Annotated in this window: 17 protein-coding genes and 1 tRNA gene; 11 read left to right on the top strand and 7 right to left on the bottom strand. The window is 36.7% G+C overall.

The window, feature by feature from the left end; all coding sequences use genetic code 11:
• Positions 1-2: 2 nt before the first annotated feature.
• From ACO05K_RS16555 to ACO05K_RS16535, 5 genes are all read left to right on the top strand, one after another.
• Complete coding sequence (locus ACO05K_RS16555; protein ID WP_421945531.1) at positions 3-1,484, top strand: RagB/SusD family nutrient uptake outer membrane protein; 1,482 nt, start codon at positions 3-5, stop codon at positions 1,482-1,484.
• Positions 1,485-1,697: 213 nt separating this feature from the next.
• Positions 1,698-4,874 (top strand): SusC/RagA family TonB-linked outer membrane protein, encoded by a 3,177-nt coding sequence (locus tag ACO05K_RS16550; RefSeq protein WP_421945530.1) that lies wholly within the window; start codon positions 1,698-1,700, stop codon positions 4,872-4,874.
• 18 nt (positions 4,875-4,892) lie between these two features.
• On the top strand, positions 4,893-6,380 hold the full coding sequence (locus ACO05K_RS16545) for a RagB/SusD family nutrient uptake outer membrane protein (protein WP_421945529.1): 1,488 nt from the start codon (positions 4,893-4,895) through the stop codon (positions 6,378-6,380).
• Positions 6,381-6,604: 224 nt separating this feature from the next.
• Positions 6,605-9,748, top strand: a complete 3,144-nt coding sequence (locus ACO05K_RS16540; RefSeq protein WP_421945528.1) for a SusC/RagA family TonB-linked outer membrane protein — start codon at positions 6,605-6,607, stop codon at positions 9,746-9,748.
• Between the two features lie 12 nt (positions 9,749-9,760).
• Positions 9,761-11,218 carry a RagB/SusD family nutrient uptake outer membrane protein gene (locus tag ACO05K_RS16535; protein WP_421945527.1) on the top strand — a complete coding sequence of 486 codons (1,458 nt, stop codon included), beginning with the start codon at positions 9,761-9,763 and terminating at the stop codon, positions 11,216-11,218.
• A gap of 71 nt (positions 11,219-11,289) precedes the next feature.
• Here ACO05K_RS16535 and ACO05K_RS16530 read toward each other — a convergent pair whose 3' ends face one another.
• Positions 11,290-11,697 carry a DoxX family protein gene (locus tag ACO05K_RS16530; protein WP_421945526.1) on the bottom strand — a complete coding sequence of 136 codons (408 nt, stop codon included), beginning with the start codon at positions 11,695-11,697 and terminating at the stop codon, positions 11,290-11,292.
• Position 11,698: 1 nt separating this feature from the next.
• A complete protein-coding gene (locus ACO05K_RS16525; protein WP_421946302.1) occupies positions 11,699-12,598 on the bottom strand; it encodes a S66 peptidase family protein in 900 nt (299 codons plus the stop codon).
• A gap of 39 nt (positions 12,599-12,637) precedes the next feature.
• Here ACO05K_RS16525 and metG point away from each other — a divergent pair, with 39 nt between their 5' ends.
• Positions 12,638-14,743 (top strand): methionine--tRNA ligase, encoded by a 2,106-nt coding sequence (metG, locus tag ACO05K_RS16520; RefSeq protein ID WP_421945525.1) that lies wholly within the window; start codon positions 12,638-12,640, stop codon positions 14,741-14,743.
• Between the two features lie 66 nt (positions 14,744-14,809).
• Positions 14,810-14,884 (top strand) — tRNA-Arg (locus ACO05K_RS16515).
• Here ACO05K_RS16515 and ACO05K_RS16510 read toward each other — a convergent pair.
• Positions 14,844-16,394, bottom strand: coding sequence for a recombinase family protein (locus ACO05K_RS16510; RefSeq protein ID WP_421946301.1), 1,551 nt, complete (start codon positions 16,392-16,394; stop codon positions 14,844-14,846). The two genes, ACO05K_RS16515 and ACO05K_RS16510, sit on opposite strands and share 41 nt — an antisense overlap.
• 731 nt (positions 16,395-17,125) lie before the next feature.
• A complete protein-coding gene (locus ACO05K_RS16505; RefSeq protein ID WP_421945524.1) occupies positions 17,126-17,392 on the bottom strand; it encodes a hypothetical protein in 267 nt (88 codons plus the stop codon).
• 386 nt (positions 17,393-17,778) lie between these two features.
• Here ACO05K_RS16505 and ACO05K_RS16500 point away from each other — a divergent pair, with 386 nt between their 5' ends.
• Entirely contained in the window at positions 17,779-18,573 is a 795-nt protein-coding gene (locus ACO05K_RS16500) for an alpha/beta fold hydrolase (protein WP_421945523.1), read from the top strand.
• A 14-nt stretch (positions 18,574-18,587) separates the two neighbouring features.
• Positions 18,588-19,691 carry an ATP-binding protein gene (locus ACO05K_RS16495; RefSeq protein WP_421945522.1) on the top strand — a complete coding sequence of 368 codons (1,104 nt, stop codon included), beginning with the start codon at positions 18,588-18,590 and terminating at the stop codon, positions 19,689-19,691.
• Positions 19,692-20,305: 614 nt separating this feature from the next.
• Here ACO05K_RS16495 and ACO05K_RS16490 read toward each other — a convergent pair.
• Together ACO05K_RS16490 and ACO05K_RS16485 are read right to left on the bottom strand one after the other, a co-directional pair.
• On the bottom strand, positions 20,306-20,527 hold the full coding sequence (locus ACO05K_RS16490; RefSeq protein WP_421945521.1) for a DUF2188 domain-containing protein: 222 nt from the start codon (positions 20,525-20,527) through the stop codon (positions 20,306-20,308).
• 57 nt (positions 20,528-20,584) lie between these two features.
• Positions 20,585-20,752, bottom strand: a complete 168-nt coding sequence (locus ACO05K_RS16485; protein ID WP_421945520.1) for a hypothetical protein — start codon at positions 20,750-20,752, stop codon at positions 20,585-20,587.
• A gap of 346 nt (positions 20,753-21,098) precedes the next feature.
• On the opposite strand from ACO05K_RS16485, the gene ACO05K_RS16480 reads away from it, so the two are divergent.
• Complete coding sequence (locus ACO05K_RS16480; RefSeq protein ID WP_421945519.1) at positions 21,099-21,473, top strand: helix-turn-helix domain-containing protein; 375 nt, start codon at positions 21,099-21,101, stop codon at positions 21,471-21,473.
• Complete coding sequence (locus ACO05K_RS16475; protein ID WP_421945518.1) at positions 21,474-22,028, top strand: ImmA/IrrE family metallo-endopeptidase; 555 nt, start codon at positions 21,474-21,476, stop codon at positions 22,026-22,028.
• A gap of 33 nt (positions 22,029-22,061) precedes the next feature.
• Here ACO05K_RS16475 and ACO05K_RS16470 read toward each other — a convergent pair whose 3' ends face one another.
• Positions 22,062-23,273 carry a hypothetical protein gene (locus ACO05K_RS16470; RefSeq protein WP_421945517.1) on the bottom strand — a complete coding sequence of 404 codons (1,212 nt, stop codon included), beginning with the start codon at positions 23,271-23,273 and terminating at the stop codon, positions 22,062-22,064.
• Positions 23,274-23,280: the final 7 nt, after the last annotated feature.

Below are 23,280 nucleotides of genomic sequence, written 5' to 3'. Positions count from 1 at the left end.
TTATGAAAAAAATAATTTTAGGATTAGTAGGGGCGGCGATGACTTTAACGGCAATTACATCATGTAAAAAGCTAGATTTAAAGCCGTATGATGCCATAGATATAACTACAGGATTCAATACAGTTCAAGATGCTAAATATTGGAATTCTGGTATGTATAGTGGTTTAAGAGCCCGTACATACGGATCTTTTAATATACCACAGGAGGTTCAAAATGAACAACTAAATGCATCTGGTGATTTCGGTAATAGAAATGGATCATTTCACCGTTGGGGCACTTTCTTAAATGCTGATGATTTTTCAGGTGTTTACGCTTCTTATTATAGTGCATTATCTAACGTTAATGTGATGATAAAAGGTTTCGAACAAATCCAGGCAACTGCCGGAGCCCAAACAGATAGTTTGAATACATACAAGGCAGATGCACGTATGATGAGAGCATATTACTATCATGAATTAGCTACTAGATTTGCAAAAGCCTATAACCCGGCAACTGCTGCTAACGAATTAGGCGTTCCATTAGTAACTGAATTTGATTTAGCTGCAAAACCAGGAAGAGCAAGTTTAAAAGCTGTTTATGATTTGATTTTGGCTGATATTGCAATTGCGAAGAGCTTAAATAAAAGAGCAAATGTTAGAGGAGCGAGATATTTTACTCCTGATGCTGTTTTAGCTTTTGAAGCTAGAGTTAAATTGGCTACTCAAGATTGGGCAGGTGCTTACACAGCAGCTAACACTTTGATTGCTTCTGGTAGGTATCCATTATACACTACAGCTGCAAACTTAAAATCTTATTGGGCAACTGATGCAACTCAGGAAGATATTATGCGTATTAATGCTACACTTACTGAAACCGTTAACACCAATGCTATTTATTTAGGTTTAAATGGAGCAGGTGGTTATTTTGTTCCTGATTTTATCCCAACTCAAACAGTTGTCGACAGTTATGATGCTGCAGATTTACGTAAAAATGTATATTTTGAGCAGAAATTAATTTTGATTCAAGGTGTTAGATATAATAATGTTTGGTTAGTAAATAAATTCCCAGGTAACCCTGCTTTATTTACCACTACATTTACCAATTATCAAAATGCAAATAAGGTTTTCCGTATTGGAGAGGTTTATACAATTGCTGCTGAAGCTGCTGCAAACCTTACAAATGCACCAGATGCTTTAACGGCATTGAATGGTTTACGTACCGCTCGTGGTTTAACTGCAGTATCTGGTCTTACAGGAACAGCCTTAACTACAGAAGTTAGAGCAGAACGTACTCGTGAACTAAACTTTGATGGTTTCCACCTGTGGGATTTAAAACGTTGGGGTTTAGGCTTTACAAGAGGCGCTGCTCAGGTACCTGCTGCAGTTCAAAACAGTACTGGTTTTACTGGCTTAACTATTGCTGCAACAGATCCTAAATTTACATGGGGATTTCCAACAAATGATTTGATTTTGAACCCAAATATTGTTCAAAACCCAGGTTGGTAGTTTAATATGATTCAAAACCCCCAGTTACTAATGTAGCTGGGGGTTTTTTATTTTTAGTCGGTATTTTCATATTTAATTATCCATTTTATTGTACAAAGGAATAAAATACTGTCGTGTTTTTGTGTTAAAATCACTTTTTTGTTGGTGTAATTTGAAATAAAATAGCAATATTCTTATATTGTCCCCCCAAATCAAACAACTAATTTAAATTTCATGAAAAAACTTCTACAAAGTTTGTTCGTGCTTTTGTTTGTTGCATTTAGTGCAATGGCTCAAGACCGAACGATTACTGGTACAGTAACGTCTACTGAAGATGGAAATCCAATTCCAGGTGCTTCAGTCAAAATCAAAGAAAGCGCAAGTGCCGGCGCACTAACAGGTAATGATGGAAAATATTCAATTCGTGTTGGTCAAAATGGCAGAACATTAGTAATTTCTTCCGTTGGTTATATTACCAGAGAAGTAACAATTACTGGTACAACAATGAATTTATCATTAGCTACAGATACTAAATCTTTGGATGAGGTGCTAATCGTTGGTTACGGTACAGCTAAAAAGGAAACTTTTACTGGTTCAACTGCACAAATTAATGCCGAAGAGTTTGCCAAACGTCCCATCACTAACGTACTTAGTGCGGTTGTTGGTGCTGCACCTGGTATTCAAACCAACCTTGCAGGTGGAGCGCCAGGTTCTTCTGCTGCTATTCGCGTAAGAGGATTTGGTTCCATTTCCGCTTCCAATTCTGCTTTAATTGTGGTTGATGGTGTGGTTTATGATGGAACAATGTCAAATATCAATCCTGATGATGTTGAAAATGTTGCAATTCTGAAAGATGCATCAACAACAGCATTATATGGTTCAAGAGCCGCAAATGGTGTAGTAATGATTACTACTAAAAAAGGTAAAAAGAATTCAGATAATTTGACTTTCAAAGCGACTTTGGGATGGTTGGATCGTGGTTTACCTGAATATGAAAGAGTAGATGCAAACGCATATTATCCATTAATGTGGGAAGTACAAAGAAATACATTACAGTATGGTTCTTTAGCAATTCCTCGTAATATTGCTGGTCAAATTGCTGCAGGTACAATTACTAGTTACAATGGAGCCAATTATACCGGTGTAAAATCATTATTGGGTTACAATCCTTATAATGTAGCCGATAATCAAATTGTTTCTGCTGATGGAGTATTAAATCCAAATGCTTCATTATTGTATGGTGATGATTTAAATTGGGCTGATGCAGCAAGTCAAGGAGGTAAGAAGAGACAGAATTACAATATGACCTACTCTGGTGGTAACGCTAAATCCGACTTTTTCGGTTCATTAGGTTATACAAATGAAGAAGGGTTCTTAATCAACTCTGGTTTAAAGAGATTTAACGGGCGTGTAGCAGTTAATGCTAATCCAATAAAATGGTTTAAAACTGGCTTGAATTTAACGGGTACTTATACAAAATCATTAACTGATAATGTTGGAGATGGTGGATCTTCATTTATTAATCCATTCTATATTTCTCGTTACATCGGACCAATTTACCCAGTTTACTTACACAATGCTTCTGGTGAATACTCTTTAGATGCCAACGGTCAACGTCAGTTTGATTTTGGAAATGGTCGCCCATTTTCACAAGGTCGCCACACTATTTTCGAAAATTTAAATGATTCTCAAAGATCGGCAAGAGGTGTAATAAATGCTAGAACTTATGCAACTGTAAATTTCACCAGTGATTTGAAAGCTACAGCAAACGTAAGTTTTGATTTGCAAGATACACATGAGCGTTTATATGATAACCCGCTTGTTGGTGATGGAGCGCCAGCTGGGCGTGCTTATCAATATCTGTACCGCACAACTGGTGTAACATTTAATCAGTTATTAGAGTATAATAAAACATTCGGCAAGCACAATATTAATGCTCTTGCAGGTCACGAATCTTATACTTATAAATATAATTATTTGTCAGGTAGTAGAAGTGGGCAAAGTTTTGACGGTATTACAGAACTGTCAAACTTCGCAACAGTACTAGGAACAACCTCTTATGAAGATAACTATGCAATTGAGAGTTATTTGGGACGTATTAACTACGATTTCGATGGCAAATATTTAATTAGTGCAAACTTTAGAAGAGATGGTAATTCAAGATTTTCATCAATGGTTCGCTGGAATAACTTCTATGGTGTAAGTGCTGGTTGGAATATTCACAAAGAATCTTTCTTTAATGTAAACTGGGTTGATCAATTAAAACTAAGAACATCATATGGTGAACTTGGTAATGATGCAGGTATAGACTATTATGCTTACAAAGCTTTATATAACTTAGGTAATAACAACCAAGCAGAATCTGGAGCTAGACAAGCAAGATTAGCAAACCCAGATTTAACATGGGAAACCGCTAAAAACTTTGACGCTGCTTTAGAATTTGGATTATTTAAAAACAGATTAACTGGTACAGTTGAGTATTTCAATAGAGTAACAGATGGTTTGATTTTCGATGTTCCTCAACCATTGTCAAATGGAGGTTCTACATCAAGCCCGTATTATTTTGCTATTCCAACAAATATTGGTAGCTTATATAACAGAGGTTGGGAGGCACAAATTACAGGTGAAGTTGTTAGAAACAAAGACTTTAGATATACTGCAACTGTTAATCTAACTAAGTTCAAAAATAAAATCACCAGAATGCCAGACAATCAACCTTTGATTCAATCCGGTACAAAAGCTTATAGCGTAGGTCATTCTATTTATGATTTTTATTTAAGAGAATTCTATGGAGTTGATTCACAAACTGGCGAGGCATTATACAGAACAAATAGCTTAACAACTAATGCGAAAATTTTAAATGGCACAGATACGGTAACCAAAGTAATAGGAGAAGCAAATTATAGATATACTGGCAACTCGTCAATCCCTGATTTATACGGATCGATGACAAATACTTTTAGCTACAAAAATCTAAGCTTAAGCTTCTTATTTACTTTCCAGTTTGGCGGTAGAGTTTTTGATAGCGCATACCAATCGTTAATGCACGGAGGTACTTACGGTACTGCTATGCATATTGATGCGATGAATCGTTGGCAGAATCCTGGCGATGTTACCAATGTACCAAGATTTGATAACAACCGCATAACTGATTTTACAGGTTCAAGTTCAAGATGGTTAACAAATGCAAGTTATCTTCAGTTAAATAACATTACCTTAAATTATCAACTGCCAAAACGTTGGTTAGGAGAGATTAATGCTAAATCAGCTAATGTATTTGTAACGGGAGAAAATCTAGCTTTATTTTCACATCGTAAAGGAATGGGTGTATCAAGTACATTCAACGGAACCGTAGGCAACAATTACTATTTTAGTAAAGTAGTTTCAGTTGGTATTAATGTAGGCTTTTAATTCATTATATAGAATATTATGAAAAAGATTTTAAGTAAAGTGATGATTGTTGGTGTGCTGTTAGCTACAATCACTTCATGTAAAAAAAGTTTCCTTGAAACTACCCCAACAGATCAAGTTTCTACAGATGTACTTTTTAGTACGACGAAAAATGCCTGGACGGCAGTAAATGGTATTCATCGGTTAATGTATAATCAGATTTTTGGTTCTCAACCTCAAGGTGGCCAAAGCGGTAATATGTTATATATGGATATCATGGGTGAAGATTTGGTATTTAACACAGCTTCAAGTTCGGGGTTGATTAATGAATACAAATGGATATCACATAGAAATCCAAACAGTACAATGCTATTTTACAATTATCAGTTTTATTATGTAATAATTGGTAATGCAAATATGATTATTGCAAATATTGACAACGCAGAAGGTCCTGCAGCAGATAAAGCAGCCATCAAGGCAGAAGCATTAACTTACCGTGGTTGGGCTTATTACCAAATGGTTCAATTATTTGGAGAGCGTTACGTTGCAGGGCAGCCAAACGGAGGATTAGCAGTTCCGCTTATATTAGCGCCAACCAATGAAAAAAAACCAAGAAGTACAGTTGCACAAGTATATGCTCAGGCAAATAAAGATGTGGATGATGCAATTGGTTTGTTTGCAGGTTATGCTCGTACAAATAAATCACATTTTAATATTGATGTAGCAAAAGGGATTAAAGCAAGAATCGCACTTACTCAACAAAATTGGGCAGACGCAGTTAAATTTGCTAAGGAAGCTAGAGTTGGTTACACTTTAATGAACAACACACAATACCTTGCTGGTTTCAACGATTATAGTAATACTGAATGGATGTGGTCATCTAGAATAACATCTGATCAAACAAATTATTTTTATTCATTCTTTGCATACATGTCTGCAAACTATAATTCAACAGTTATCAGAACAAGTCCAAAGTCAATTAATTCAACACTTTATAATTGGATTCCTGCGACTGATGTTCGTAAAAAACTTTGGGATCCAACAGGAACAAATACTGCAGAGTTTCCAATTCCAACCACAGTATCTAGCCGTTATAGGTACATGAGCCGTAAATTTAGGGTTGCAGATGTTTCTTTAAGTATTGGTGATGTACCGTATATGCGTGCCGCAGAAATGTATTTGATTGAAGCAGAAGCAGAAGCAAGAAGAGGAAATGATTTACTAGCAGCTCAGGCTTTATTTCCACTTGCTGTTAATCGTAATCCATCTTATGTATTATCTACTAATACAGGTGCAGCTTTGATTACTGAAATTATGAATCAAAGAAGAGTGGAGCTTTGGGGTGAAGGCTTTAGATTTTACGATTTAAAACGTACAAATTCAGCTTTAGATAGAACTGGTGCTAACCATAATGTTTCTTATGCAAACATTTTAACAATACCAGTTGGCGATAAACAATGGCAATTTTTAATTCCTCAAGATGAAATTAATATTGGAAACGGCGCAGTAACGCAAAATCCTTTATAAACTCAACCTTTTAATATTTTTAAGGGAGGCAAAATTTGCCTCCCTTTTTTTGTAAAAAATTTTCTTTAAAAAGATTACTACTTTACTCTTCCATTGTCTTCCTAAATCGTTTTATATCATAAATTAAGTCTACTTAAACGCTATACATTATTTGAGTAATAATTGCATTACATTGTAATTTCTATTATATTAGAATTTAATTAATCAGACTAAACTAAAACTTTATGAAAAAACTATTACAAAGTTTGTTCATAATGCTCTTTATTGCGGCTACCGCTTTTGGGCAGGAAAGAACAATCACAGGAACAGTCACTGGAAAGGATGACGGGCAACCGATTCCTGGAGTAAGTGTAAAAATCAAAGGCTCTAATGTAGGAACCACTACAGGAGCAGATGGAAAGTATTCATTAAGAACTTCCTTAACCACAGGTACAATTGAGTTCTCTTCAATTGGGTATCTTAGCCAAAGCAGAAGCTTAGCTTCTACTCCAATTAACGTTTCATTAGCAACAGATTCCAAAACCCTAACTGATGTTGTAGTAACAGGTTACACCACTCAATCTAAAAGAGATGTTACGGGTTCAATCGCCAGCGTGGGTGCAGAAAAACTGAAAAATCAACCAATTCAGAGTTTTGAGCAAGCCTTAGCAGGAAAGGCAGCAGGTGTTAACATCATCCAGCCAAATGGTGTATTAAATAATCCACCAGTTTTCAGGGTTCGTGGTTTTAACTCTATCTCATTAAGTTCTTATCCTTTGGTTATTGTTGATGGTATTCCGGTTTTTACAGGAGACCAATCTGGCAACAGCGCTGCGGGTAATGCATTGGGTGATATCAACCCTGCAGATATTGAAAGTATTGATATCTTAAAAGATGCTGCTTCATCTGCAATCTATGGTTCAAGAGCGGCAAATGGTGTTGTGGTAATTACTACCAAAAAAGGTAAGCAAGGTAATACACGTGTTAATTATGAAGCTTGGGTAGGTTCTACTAAAGCCCAAAATTTAACGCCACTATTAAATGCGGCAGAATATGTACAAATCAAAAATGAGGCTAGAACTAATATTGGTTTAGCGCCAGCATTTTTTCTTCAAACTAGGTCGGATGGTACACAGGTCGAAACCGATTGGTACGATTATGCTTATAGAACTGCAACTTCTCAAAATCATGCTTTAAACTTTTCTGGTGCAACTGAAAAAACATCTTACTATGTATCCTTAGGTTACAGTAAACAAGAAGGTTTTATTCAGGGTAACTCTTTCGAAAGAAAAAGTGGTCGTGTTAACTTAGATCATAAGTTATTCAAAGGCGTAACAATTGGAACAAATTTCTCTTATGGTAATACGCTAAACAGAGCCCCAAATACTGGTTCGTTACCTGGTCAAACTTTCTCTACAGTAGGTTTAGGTCGCTTAGCTATTGTATTACCTCCTAACGTTTCTCCATACAACGAAGATGGATCATATAATATGAATGGTTCAGCTGTTGGTCTTGGTGCAAATACAATTGCATCTAATTATCCAAATGCTGCGGTATTGGTAAAAGAAGATAAAAATACTTCAGAAAGTGATCGAATCATTGCTAATGTGTATGCCTCTATCCAACTTCTAAAAGGCTTAACCTTTAAAACTAGTTATGGATTAGATAATTTAAAAATTGACAATAACTCTTTTGTTAACCGCTTGCAAGGTGATGGTGTTGCCTACAATGGTGGTGCAACCAGTAACTTTGTAAAGAATAACAGATGGAATTGGGCGAATACCTTAAATTATAATAATACCTTCGGAGACCATAGTTTAGGCTTGTTACTTGGAGCTGAGGATCAATCTACCTCTTCAGATGGTTATGGAGCTACAAGACAAAATGTGATTGATCCATTTATTCAGGTATATCAAGGTGCTTTTGGAATCATTACTCCTGCAGGATTAGTTCAAGGAGATAACACATTTCGTTCGTACTTTGCTAATGTAAATTATGACTACAAAAAACGATATTTCTTAACAGGCTCATTCAGAAGAGACGGATATTCTGGATTATCAGCAGGCAATAAGTATGGTAATTTTGGAGGTGCATCTGCAGGGTGGGCAATATCTGAAGAAAACTTTTATAAAGATTCTGGATTCAGCAAAGTAGTGAGCCGTATTAAATTACGTGGAAGCTATGGTGAGGTTGGTAACATTAACATCGGTAACTATCCTGCATTATTTTTATATAGTCCTGGTTTATATGGAGCTGATCCGGCATTATCATTCTCTCAGGCAGGTAATCCAAACTTACAATGGGAAACCAGTAAGAAAACAGATGTGGGTTTAAGCTTAGAATTTTTGAGCGGTCGTTTCTCACTAGATGTTGATTATTATCACAATGACATTAATAACCTTGTTCAATTTGCTCCTCAGGCACCATCTAAAGGTATCCCTGGTAATGCAATCACAACCAACGTAGGTGCAATGTATAACAAAGGTTTTGAGTTCACTTTCAATTCTAAGAACATCAACACTGATAACTTCAGCTGGAATACAACATTAACTTTTAGTACATTGAAAAATGAAGTTACAGCTTTAGGTAACAACAATGCTGATTTGTTTGGTGCAACTCAATTAGAAACAGCAAACATTACTCGCGTAGGTTATCCAATCGGCTCGATCTATACTGTAAAAACTGATGGTGTTGACCCAGCGACTGGTGAACGTATTTTCATCAATAGAAATGGAGAAAGATTAAGATTTAGCTTCCAAAGAGCAACAGCTGCCCGTTATCAATATTTAGATGGTGCTAGAGCAGGACAGAATGCACCTGCTATTGATGCTGCTTTAGACGCTCAAATCATCGGTCCGTCAATACCAAAATGGTTCGGCGGTTTAGATAATAATTTCCGTTACAAAGATTTTGATTTAACCTTAGGCTTAACATTCTCTGGAGGTAATAAAATTTATTATGGTTCATTAGCAGGTCTTCGTGACCAACGTTTCTGGAACAACGAAAAAGATGTGTTAAACAGATGGACAGCTCCGGGACAAGTTACTGATATTCCTCGTTTAGTTTACGGAGATAATACATCAAACGGTTCGGCATTTGCTCAATCTCAAAACGTTTTCTCAGGTAATTTCTTAAAAGTACGTAACCTTGCTTTAGGTTATACTTTGCCTCAAAATTTCTTATCAAAATATGGCATTTCAAGCGTAAGAGTATATGCGCAGTCTAGTAACCTTTGGATCATTTCTAACTATCCAGGTCCTGACCCAGAGGTTTCGGTTAATGGAAACTCAACCGCTACCGGTAACAGTGGTAACCTAGCTCCAGGGGTCGATAGAAACTCAGTGCCTTCTGGCAGAACATTCACTTTTGGGCTTAATGTTGGATTTTAAAAATTAGCGATTATGAAAATTAAATTAAATAATAAAATAAAATATCTTTTTGTAGCGGCACCTATATTGTTTGCCACATCTTGCAAGAAAGATTTTTTAAATACCGCACCGGATACTGCGCTGCCGATTGAAGATGCTTTTTCCAATCCTGCCAGAATTTTATCTCAGGTAAATGGTATTTATTCAGGAGTTAAGAATGGTAATTTTTACGGTGGTAGGTACCTAATTTATAATGATATACGAGGAGAGGAGTTTATTGTAAACAAACCAAATGGTGTTACAGGTTTAGATACCTGGAGATTTAACTTGACGTCGCAAACGAATGAAGTAAATAACCTTTGGGGTGCAGTTTACGCTGGAATTAACCGTGCAAATTTGGTTATTGAGGGCGTTACGGCAAATGCATCATTGTTAACGCCTGCCTTATCCAGACAATACATTGCTGAGGCAAAGTTTTTAAGAGCACTAAGTTATTATAGTCTTTTACAGCTTTATGCTAAACCTTTTATTACTGATAATGGAGCAAGTTTAGGCGTTCCACTAAGATTAAAAGCTGAAAAGGATTTAACTGGTAACGATTTGAAACGTAGTACAGTCGCTGAGGTTTACACTCAGGTTTTAAAGGATTTAAATGAAGCAGAGCCCGATTTAGCCCTTACAGGAGTTGCAACAAAAGCGACAAGAAATACGGCTATTGCACTAAAAACCAGAGTGTACTTATCAATGGGTAATTTACCATCTGTTGTTACCGAAGCAAATAAGATTGTAAGTACAGCTTTTCCATTTACTGCAACTACAGGTAGAGCAAATAAGCTGGAAGCTAATGTAACTACAGTATTTAGTGGTAATTATACAGGTGATGAAGCGTTATTAACTTTTCCAATGGCTGACTTAGATGCACCTGGAACGCAGAATCAATTGGCTTACTATTATAATGTAGAAACTAATGGCGCAGGTGGTAATCAGGAGTTCTTTTTAAATCCAACTGGTATTTTTGGGAATGCAGCTTTTGCTACTGGCTCTACAGATGCAAGAAAAGGATTAACATTAGTTTCTGGTGCTAATACTTATTTAACAAAGTTTAAACGTCCTTCTCCTTATACGGATTATGTTCCTGTAATTCGTTATGCTGAAGTATTATTAAACTTAGCTGAAGCAACGGTAGATTCAGATCCAACGCGTTCTATTGCTTTATTAACAGCAGTTAGACAAAGATCTAATCCAACCTATATTTTTCCTGCAACTGATTTATTGCCGGCAAACCTGAAAAATACAATTCTTACAGAAAGAAGGATCGAATTATTAGGTGAAGGATTACGTTCTCCGGATGTTATGCGTTTAGGTTTGGGTTTTGTTGCTAAAAGTGGTTCTCAAGGTACTGCTCCGGCAATTCCATTCAATACTGCTGGTTACATTTGGCCAATCGCTTCATTAGAAGTTCAAAACAATAAACTGATTGTTCAGAATTAATTAATGAATCAGTAAACGAAAAAGGGTCGGCAATATTTATTGCCGACCCTTTTTTTGTTCAAAGAATTTGATTATTTCTTATCCACACTATATTTACCTGGCCCAATAAAAATTAAACTAAAAAATACAATGCCTAATTCAATTGCATGGCTTGCACCCTGTAAGCCATCCCCTTTACCAAAATGAACCAATGCGGCGATAATCATCGTAAAAACTAATAGAATACAAGCCGGGCGATAAAATAGACCTACAATTAATAGAAAGCCGCCAAAGGTTTCTGTCGCTGCTGCCATAAAACCCCAAAACACGGGTAAGAAATCAATGCCTATCACTTTCATGCTTCCACCCAAGCCTTCCCAACCTTTTGGGCCACCTGCCAGTTTTGGGAATCCATGAATAATAAACATTATACCAACGCCTATTCTCAGTAATAATAAACCTGTGTTGCGGTACTTTCCTAAATTATCTAAAATTGCCATGTTATATATATCTAAATTCTACTTTATTTGTTTCCACTTTTAACCCCACTGTTGCCCCTAAAATCATGGTTAGGTTGTTATCTATATGTCCGCTGGGGAAATTAAAACATACCGGATAATCATAATCCTTTACAATCTCCCAAATCACTTCATCTGCACTCTGCCCGAAAGGAATCTTTTCTTCAGATATTTCATTGAAAGCACCAACAATTAAGCCTTTTAATTTTGCCAGTTTACCTGCCCGATTAAGCATTCTTAGCATTCTATCAATCGAATACTCATGCTCGCCTACATCCTCAATAAACAGAATCTTTCCATCAAAATCCATTTCAGATGTTGAACCTTCAAGAAAACAAAGTAAGGTCAGGTTTCCACCAATTAAAGTTCCACTACCCTCACCCGGGCGATTGTTAAATAAACTTTCGTAATTGTAAGTCTGCTGTTCCCCAAAAATTGCCCTTCTCAGGGATAGTAATGATTCTGGTGTAGCTTCATCAAAAGTATAAGGCATCTGCGCATGCATAGATTGTGTTTCGTAATGCGCAAATAAATGGGAGAGCAATACCGTAATATCACTAAAGCCAATTATCCACTTTGGGCTTTGCTCAAAAACGGTAAAATCCAGTTCGTCAATAATCCGAATGGTTCCATAGCCGCCACGACCGGCAATTATGGCTTTAATCTCTGTATCATCAAGAAATTGCTGTATATCAGCGGCACGCAATTCATCTGTGCCGGCAAACTGATGCGATTCTGCATAAACACTTTTTCCAATCACCACCTCTAAACCCCAGCTTTGCAAAAGGGCTATAGCATAATCAATTGGTTTTGGTAATTTCTTTGCCGGACAAACAATGGCAATCTTATCACCTTTTTTTAAATATGGAGGCTGCTTTATCATGTTCAAAACACTTATCTTTGCCAAAATAAATAATTTGTTTTGGATAATAGTAAAATAAAAAGATATACGGTTACGGCGGCACTCCCTTACACCAACGGACCAGTTCATATTGGCCACTTAGCAGGCGTATACATTCCTGCTGATATTTATGCAAGATACCTGCGTTCTAATAAAAGAGATGTGAAGTTTGTTTGCGGCTCTGATGAAAATGGTGTTCCAATAACGTTAAAGGCTAAAAGAGAAGGCATTACGCCGCAAGAAGTAGTAGATAAATACCATAAAATTATTGGCGATTCTTTTAAAGAGTTTGGCGTTTCTTTTGATATTTACCACCGTACGTCTTCATTAACTCATCACCAAACAGCCTCCGATTTTTTTGAAACCCTTTACGATAAAGGTGTTTTTACCGAAGAAGTTACCGAACAATATTATGATGAAACGGCAAAACAGTTTTTAGCCGATAGATACATTACGGGTACTTGCCCAAATTGCGGCAATGAAAATGCCTATGGCGACCAATGTGAAAACTGCGGAACAACCCTTAACGCAACCGATTTAATTAATCCAAAATCTACCCTATCGGGTGATAAACCTATTTTAAAGGAAACTAAAAACTGGTTTTTACCACTGGATAAATACGAAGAGAGATTAAGAGCTTACATAGAAAGCCATAAAGAATGGCGACCAAATGTGTACGGGCAATGCCAGAGCTGGTTAAATGCCGGTTTACATCCTCGTGCCATGACCCGCGATTTAGATTGGGGTATCCGTGTTCCGGTTCGTGGTGCCGAAGGCAAGGTTTTGTACGTTTGGTTCGATGCGCCAATCGGTTACATCTCTGCCACTAAAGAACTTTGTAATTACGCAAAGCTTGATGTTTGGAACCCAAAAGCCGAAGAATATTACATTAACAATTACGAAAGCGATAAATGTGGATGGGAAGAATACTGGAAAAGTGATGAAACCAAATTGGTTCACTTTATAGGTAAGGATAATATTGTTTTCCACTGCATTATTTTCCCTGCAATGTTAATGGCACATGGTGAATATACCCTTGCTGATAATGTACCTGCAAATGAGTTTTTAAACCTTGAAGGACAGAAAATCTCCACTTCAAAAAACTGGGCAGTTTGGTTAAACGAATACCTACGTGAGTTTGAAGGCAAGCAAGATGTTTTACGTTACGTTTTAACTGCCACTGCTCCCGAAACAAAAGATAACGATTTTACCTGGAAAGATTTTCAGGCTAGAAATAACAACGAACTGGTTGCCGTGTTAGGTAATTTTGTAAACCGAGTTACGGTACTTACCCATAAATATTTTAATGGTGTTGTGCCAACCTTAATGCAGGTTACTGAGCAAGATCAGGCTGTAATTGATGAACTGGCGACTTTCCCTGCTAAAATCTCTGCATCTATAGAAAACTATCGTTTTAGAGAAGCTTTATCAGAAGTGATGAATGTTGCCCGTTTAGGAAATAAGTATTTAGCCGAAACAGAGCCATGGAAATTAATTAAAACCGATGAAGACAGGGTTCGTACCATTCTTAATATTTCATTACAAATTTGTGCCAACCTGCAAATTCTGATTGAACCTTTTATGCCTTTCACAGCAGAGAAGTTAATGAGAATGCTGAATAACGGAAGACAGGAATGGTTAGAAGCAGGCTCTACGCATTTAATTAAACGTGGTCATACCATAAATGAAGCGGTACTTTTATTCGAAAAGATTGAAGATGCTGCAATCGATTTTCAGATTGAAAAACTAAATCAAAGCAAAACCGCTAATGCTGCTCCGGCGCAAGCGCTACCTGCTAAAGAAAACATCCAGTTTGATGATTTTTCTAAAATGGATATTCGTGTGGCCACCATTATTGCCGCAGAGAAGGTAGAGAAAACCAAGAAACTTTTAAAGCTTACGGTTAATACAGGTATAGATGAGCGCACAGTAGTTTCTGGTATTGCAGAATATTATAAACCTGAAGATATTGTAGGTAAACAGGTAAGCATGATTGTAAACCTGGCACCAAGAGAAATCAAGGGGATTTTATCTCAGGGGATGATTTTAATGGCTGAAAATTCGGCAGGAAAACTTACTTTTGTGGCACCTTCAGAACAGTTTGAAGAAGGCAGCGTAATAAGATAGAAGTGATGAGGATTGCGATTGAAAGACTAAATCTAAAATCGTAAATCTAAAATTGTATATCGGTTTGGCCCCGTAGTTCAACGGATAGAATAGAAGTTTCCTAAACTTTAGATAGCAGTTCGATTCTGCTCGGGGCTACCATAGTGGGCAAATCAAATTTTTGTTTGGTTTGCCCCTTTTTTTTGCCCTCAAAAACGGCCTTTAAAGTACCTAGAACGCGGACAGCCTCATTCATTCGAACAGTTCGATGTTGTGTTCCGTCAAAAGTGAGTTTTTGGGGATAGATCGAACTAATTAATCGCCTTTTTCCTTCAGAATCTGCCTCTATATATGTTTCATGTAGGTTTTTGAGCAACCCAGTCGCTTTTCCGATTAGTTCACCAATATTCTCTTTTCCCCTGGATAAATCGATGAGTCTATTTTCAAGAACAAGGATATTTCTTTCACAGTCTGATTTTATTTTCCTGTACTCAAAATCAAGAATTACATCGTTGAGCATCTTGTCCCTAGCCTTCGAAATTCTATTATTAAACTCCTCCAACTGTTTTTTTACATTTGATAATTCATTATTATCTTCACTTGCAAAAGCTTGATAAACCTGCTTCAAAATCATAACATAGGCCTCATGCAACAGTGGATCTATAGTGTATTTTTTTAACTCCTCCACGAAAAGCTTATTGACTTTGTCCGCATTATATCTCACCCCACATTTAGAAAAGCAATGGTAATAGTGATAGTGCTTGCTGTAACCTTTTGAAGCACTACCTGAGAGCATGTAGCCGCACTTTGGACATATCAGAAAGCCACGCAAGGGAAGCGCATCAGGAGAAGATATAGTAGTCTTTTTTGGTTTGTTTCTGCCGTTCAAAACATCCATAGCTTTATAAAAGATGCTTTCCGAAACTATCGCTTTATGTTGCCCTATAACTGTATGGGCTTCCTCGTCCTTATATTTCGCAATGGGTATCCTACCGCAGTAAATGGGATTTCTAATTATCTGCCAAAAATTTTTTCTACCTGTCTTCAGCCCTTTATCCGATGCTGCCTTCCAGATCTGATCAATGAACCACTTACCCGTAGATAATTCGTCATATACCCACTTCATTATTGACGCTTGTGGCTCTACAGGACAAATATACTTTCGCCCGTCTTCGGTTACCTTGTTAGTATAACCTATGGGAGCAGGCCCCATCCATCGCCCTTCTTTTCTTGCTCTTCTCATTCCATGAAAAGTATTGAGTGCTCTTCTATCATTCTCGACCTCGGGAGCTGCGAGATAGAAAGCCAGCATCATTTTGTTTTCAGGAATTGAGATATCAAGAGGCTGTTCAATGGCCTGAGGCTCTATACCGAGATCACCCAAAATTTTTATCATCTGATAGGCATCCCCCGCATTTCTACTGAATCTGTCCCACTTGGTGAAAAGTACCAAATCCGTTTGTCCTCTTTTCTTTTTTAGATCAGCCAATAATTTTTGCCAGGCAGGGCGTATAAAGCTTTTGGCGGAATGATCCTCAAAAACAACTTTCCTCACTTTGATATCTCTGGCGAAACAATATTTCTGTAAAACCTCTTCTTGGTTGCGTTGAGAATATCCCTTATCAGCCTGTTCATCAGTACTTACTCTTATATATAAATCTGCTGTAATCATCTTTTTAAAACTTGCTCTACTTCCAAAATAGCTAAAATATATAGCAAATCCAAGATTTCCTTCGCTTGATTTATAGACATTTTTACTCCTTTTTTCTTTAACATTTCCATTAATTTCTCAGGGGTCATTCGGTCTATCGGAAGATGTCTCATAAGCTGTGGATAAACCTAAAATTAATTACACGTCAAATGAACATTTGTATATTACGTTCGGGATCACGTGTTTTTTTTTGCCATATTTACTGCTTTGGAATAATGCAATTTGGATTTATACCTTTTCTTTCACAATAGTGATTCGGATATTTTTTTGAAATCAAAATTAATCGGTAGAAGCAAATTAGCATTACGCTATGGTGGGGTCCACAATCCACAGATGAGCGCTGGCCATTCTAATTTTGCTCGAAACTTAGATAAGTTCCGACTTTGAAAAGGTTTTTACTACTACCCTTATAGTTATAGGGTAAAAAAGGCATTTTTATTTTTAGCTTTCTTTGCTCTGCATTAGGGATATCTTACTTATCGATATAAATCTCGCATATTCGTAGTGTACAAAAACGTCTTCCATTTAGTATACTGGAGATTTCGGCTTCATTGACCGTGTAATTCCGTAGCGGACTGACCAATCCAAGAAAACACATAACTCATCTTTAGCATATTAAATATTAGTTTATTGGAGTGGTCAATCTAGACCGAAACAAACTGACCTTAAATTCCGAAATGAGTTGATCACTCCTAGCGAAATCTCCAACCTAGCCCCTGTTTCCTGTATTCTTCTTTCACCCAAAGGATGCTGATTTCTAAGCCGTTCCAGCAACCTATGCCACCTAAGACACCGCCAATTTCTATGCCTTCACTGTTTTTGGCAACAAATTGAAGGGGCCTCCAAATTTCAGAAAGCGCAGGCACCTGGATCTGATTGTATTCATTAATTCCATCAACAATATTTTTAATGTTTTCCTTTTCGCATACTTCAATGTTATACTTGAAAGAGTCAGTCATAGTTGTATTTAATTACATTTATTGCAAATATAGGTCATCGGACAAAGGTATTATTATGCATGTAAATCAACGAATATTGCTGACTACTTTGGTCTTCAGCAAAATATCATCAGATCACTGAACAAACATTAAGTTTAACATTCCCAAAAAACGGTGGATTTTTGATAGGTTGAGGGATTTGTAATTATATTTTTCGTCTCAAAAAACGAAGGTATCCTTCCCCTATTCAGTCCTCATTTCTCACTGGTTACAGCAAAAAGAAAAAACTAATTGAGACAAAATGTTAGGGCTAAATATTCTGATGAATAAATCGTAATTTTAGTGCATTATTTGTCAACATGCGGTATAACCCATATTCTGCTGTTAACATAGCCTTAAAGCTGTAAATGAGTATATTCAAAACAAACAACGTTAATATAATAGGTAAAGGGACATCCACAATAATGTTCGCTCATGGATTTGGTTGCGACCAGAATATGTGGAGATTTATCACCGAAGCGTTTGAAGAAACCCATAAAATCATTTTATTTGATCATGTTGGCGCAGGACAGTCTGATCTTACTGCTTATAATCCGGTGAAATACCAAGAACTAGACGGCTATGTTGAAGATATTATAAATATAGCCAATACCTTGGAATTAAAAGGGGTAATTTTTGTTGGTCATTCAGTAAGTGCTATAATGGGAATCATGGCGGCAGAAAAAGAGCCTACTTTGTTTAAATCCTTAATTTTGGTTTCCCCCTCTCCCTCATATATTAATGATAGAGATTATATCGGAGGCTTTAGCCGAATGGAAATAGAAGAACTCTTGCAGTCCCTGGACGAAAACCACCTCGGATGGTCAATGACCATGGCTCCGCTCATCATGGCAAATTCTGACAGGGCTGAACTTGGCGAGGAACTTACCAATAGTTTTTGCAGCACAGACCCAACGATTGCCAAGCAATTCGCCAGGGTAACCTTTCTCACGGACAGCAGAGCTTTGTTGCCACAGTGCAAAACTCCGTCCCTGATACTGCAATGCTCTGATGACATAATAGCTCCTGTTGAAGTTGGTCAGTATATGCATGAGCAGATGGATAATAGCCATCTTGTTATTCTTGAAGCAACTGGTCATTGTCCACACTTGAGCGCCCCCAAGGAAACCACAGCTGCGATTCTGAATTTTCTTAATAACTAAGCCGGACACCTCACATGGATTTAATATCAAATGAGCATGATTACCAGGATTTTCTTGAAAATTCATTATCCGGATACCTCTCCACAGATCAGAACGGAAGAATAAGGAGTGCTAATTCCAAGATGCTTGAATGGCTTGGGTGTGGAATGGAGGAAGTCCTTGGAAAACGCGTTTCATCGTTCTTAACAATAGGGAGTAGAATGTTCTATGAAACTCATCTTCTCCCCTTATTGAAATTAAAAGGGTCATTTGAAGAAATTTCTGTCGAGTTATTAGCCTTGGATAGCAATAAACTTAAGGTATTGATGAATGCATATGAAAGGAAAAGCGTCGATGGCAAAATAAGTTTCATGCGCATGAATTTCTACCGCGCGACGGAAAGAAACCTATATGAGGAAAATTTGCGCCATTCTATCTATTCTGGTGAAAACACTCTGAAAGAGGAACGTGAGTTTGCTACATTACGTGAACAGTTTATTGCTGTACTGGGTCACGATCTTCGAAATCCCCTTGGGGCAATAAAATCTGGCACTTCGCTTTTGAAACGTTCTGCACAATCTGACCGGGAAAAATCAATCTGGGCGACTATTGACAGAAGTACCTCGCGGATGGAGGAACTGATCGCAAACGTAATGGACTTCGCGAGAGTGCGTATGGGTGCGGGAATCTCTCTCGAAAGAAAAGAGGTGTTACTTGAGCCAATACTTAGACATATCATAGAGGAACTGACCATAAAATTTCCCACCCGGAATGTGATTACTGATTTTCAGATAGAAGATACTATCCTATGTGATGCTAACCGTATTTCTCAAATATTATCAAACCTGCTTGCCAACGCCATTACCCATGGTGCAGTTAGCGATCCGATAAATGTTATTGCTAAGCTCGAAAACGGTAAATTTATTTTGAAGATTTCGAATGGTGGAAGTCCAATACCGAAAAACACCTTAAAGACTTTGTTCGAGCCATTTACCAGAGAGGCAACCTCACCCAGCCAGCAGGGCTTAGGACTTGGTTTATATATTGCTTCACAAATAGCCATAGCACATAGCGGAACATTAACCGCGAGTTCCGATCCACACGAGACATGTTTTACTTTCATAATGCCATGCGCTTAATATCATATTCGACTTCTTAATGCATAATATTCTGAGCAAGATTTATACTAAACGATATTAAAGGGTAGATTTCAATTCCAGTTACCATTGTCACCAGTTCTGATTTTATCAAAAAACAGTGGATTTGTGATAGGACAAAAAATGTATCGCGTAAATTTCGTCTCAAGAAACGAACCTTATTTTAATGTTTAAGATAATTAGCAACTTTCACTAATTCCTGCAAATCAGATAAGAAAAAATTCGAAATCCGTCCAGTAACGGCTACTAAATATGCATCAATCATAAAAATGGTTGATGCATTTTTATTTTATAGAGCCTAATTCTTTGCGAAAACTTGATTTAAGTGCTTAACGCAATTGTTCTTCATGTTTAATTTAAAATCACTTGTACTCACAATGAATCATGAGGATGTATATTTACTTCCCCCTTAGCTTCCCCCCTTATCTAATTTTCGTTTTTAAGAATTTGTCCTCTAACCCATCCATTATCAATATTTATCTAGTTAGATATTGATAATTTCTAAAATAACAATTTAGCCATCTATTGGTGAGCCAATTTTTTTGAACAAAAAAAGCCACCATTTAAATTTGGTGGCTTATCTTTTTAACAAAAAACTATCCCTTTGGGGGGAAAGGGTCATTACCGTAAGAATTTCTATCCCGTATTTGACCATTTGGTCTGTGTATAACTACTTCAGACCTTTGATTGATTGCTATATCGCGAGCAATTCTAATTGCCTCCGTCTGAGTATTTACAATGCGGGTAACTCTTTCGTTTCCAGCACCTCTTACACCCCAACTTCCATTGTGGGGTACTACATGTTGGTTTTTAGCCATTTTCTTAGTTTTTTAAAGTGATTAAAAAGAGGGTGTTCTTCACACCCTCTAAACATTTTATGCGTAGGCCTCTAACCTCCACGTTACGGCTTTTCCTCCGTATGGTGGCATAGTGTTGCCTTTAGCAATTGGGGCTGTTGTTGAAGGATTTCCTACAACTCTCCAAACACCGCTTTCAGGGCATGAATGACCTGTCGTTGCTGTTGTACCTATTTGAGCTTTCATTTCAAAAAGATTAACCTCTCCAATTGTATAAGGGCGGAACACGTGACCCCTCTAAGAAAATTTGTAATTCAACAGAAAAAGAGTATTTTCGTTTCGCTAAAAACAATAACCTTCACTGGTGAACGCCAAGTCTATTTTCTTATTGAAGGCTTGGCTTTTTTATGCAAAATATTTTATTTTACCAATTGTAATAATCAATCATTTACAAAACAAAGGTAGGAGTTATTTAAAGTAATCAAAATTTTTACTGACATTTTTTAATCCAAAATAGTCAGTAAAAATGACTAAATGTGTTTCTAAACAAATTTATCCGATATTTGTATTTAAGATAGATAAAAAGTATATTGTGTCAGCGAAAGAAAATCAATCTGAATTTTATAAGAAATTAGGCGTTTCTATTAAACGGGCTAGGCAGAGAGCTTTTCTGAAGCAGGAATACGTTGCTTATCAACTAGGGCTTACACGAACTTCATTAGTCAATATTGAACAAGGTAATCAAAAGATACAAGTGCACGCTTTAGTCCAATTAGCTGAAATTTTAAATATTAGCTTAAACGAATTGATACCATCTACTTTAGACGTTTCAAAAGTTAGTCTTGACAAAAAATCTGAAACGAAATTAACTAAAGAGCTCGATAAGCAAGTTAATAATACAAAAGAGACTTTTGAAATATTGAGTAATTTTTTAAAATTATCACAAAATAAAAATTCAAATAAATAAATGTCCCTAGCAAGAAATTTTCATAGAGAAGTTTTCGAAGTCGTTACAAAGTTATTGGTGAACGCAGGCATATCTATGGCTCCTATACCAATTAAGAAAATAGCGGAAAATTGCGGTGCATCAGTTCTCGCATATAATCTGGGGGAAGAGGTTTCAGGAGTTTTAGTCGTTGAGGCGGGAAAGGGTACGATAGGCTATAATTCATCTAATCATAAGGTTCGTCAAAGATTTACCATAGCACACGAGTTAGGGCACTTGCTGTTGCATGTCAGTGCTAATAACAAATCTGAAGAACTTTTTGTAGACAAAGATTTTATAGTAAAATTTAGGAGTGAAAAACAATATTCTCCAAAAGAGGCTAAGCAAGAACGCGAAGCAAATGCATTTGCTGCGGCTATACTAATGCCGAAAGAGTTGATACTGAAAGAGGTAAGGAATGAAAAATATATTGGTTTTAACGAAACTACTTTGATTGAGGAGCTAGCTAAATTATTTGAAGTAAGTGTACCTGCTATGACATATCGTTTCGCAGATCTAAACATTTTTGCTTATTAATTGATTAATAGCTCAGAATAATCTATACTCAATTTAACTCTCTTGCTGAAGTTGATATTTTAGCCACTCGAGTGGAGCAGAGTTCAATTCATTATCTACGGCTTTTTCGTTTGAAAACAAAACAACGAGCTCAGCCACTAATTGAGAAAAATTCATGTTTATAACCTTTAGAAGCTTAAAGTCAACATCTTGATCTGCTACTATTCGAAATTCATGTACAATTTTATTGCGACAAGCGTAGATTGCTGCTCCGATTGGTGTAGTATCATTGATTTCCTGTGAGAAATGATTCATAAATGGTTTAATGGCAACAATAAGATCCGCTGTTGAGCTTAAACCTTTACGTAAATAATCCTCAAAAAGTCGGGTTATTCGATAGTCCATATTTGCTGTAGCCTCAATTTTTTTCTTAATATCATGTGGGGGAAGGCTTCGAGCTTGGGCTTCATTGAATATTTTGATAATCTCAAAATCATATACTTTGTCGATCAATAACTCAATAATTTGAAAAAGTAAATAAAATTGGACCAAGGGGTGATTTTGCTTCTTTAAGTAAGTCTTGAATAGTGTTTTAGCGAAGTCATTGTCTTCCAAGTTGTCTGATATCTTTTGGATGCTAATACTGGTGACAATTGGAGGTTTGACCGGGTTCTCCACTGAGCTGTCAAAGTCAGCGAGGCTAGGGCAAAAATAATATCCATAAGCATAAAATGATTGCAAATAATTATCAATATTGAATTTTGGAATACCCGTAATAGTATTATTGCTTATAGATAAAACTATTAGGTCTGAAGGATAAATACTTTCCAAAGCGAGTGCCCCTCCTGAACCGATATCATCCATCAAAATTAAAGTTTCTGGGAATAGTTCGCCCCTTAGAAGTTTCTCAAAAGTAACGAATGCATATCTTAAAAAATGCTGATTATCTGCTTCATTATGTTCTTTTGATATTAGCGCCTGAATTGTAAAAATCCATCCAATTCGAGCAGCTTTTACAATATGCTGTTTTAAGTTAACTTGAAATATATTGTTTTCCTTATTGAAGATTGAACTACTGAATCCCACACAAGTAAAATTTTGAGGAAGATAGCCTTCGTAAACATGTAGGGGGAAACTGACCGTATAGTTGATCGAGGCATCTTCAGATGACTCTACTAAAAAATAGCTCTCAACGTCCTCTTTAATGAAACGGATTCTATCTAAAGACCATTCTCTACCTGTTTGCCTGGAGCGAAGCTTTAACATTGAAATT

The sequence above is a fragment of the Pedobacter sp. genome (assembly GCF_965227205.1).
Classification (GTDB): domain Bacteria; phylum Bacteroidota; class Bacteroidia; order Sphingobacteriales; family Sphingobacteriaceae; genus Pedobacter.
This window is presented reverse-complemented; position numbering and strand designations above follow the sequence as displayed.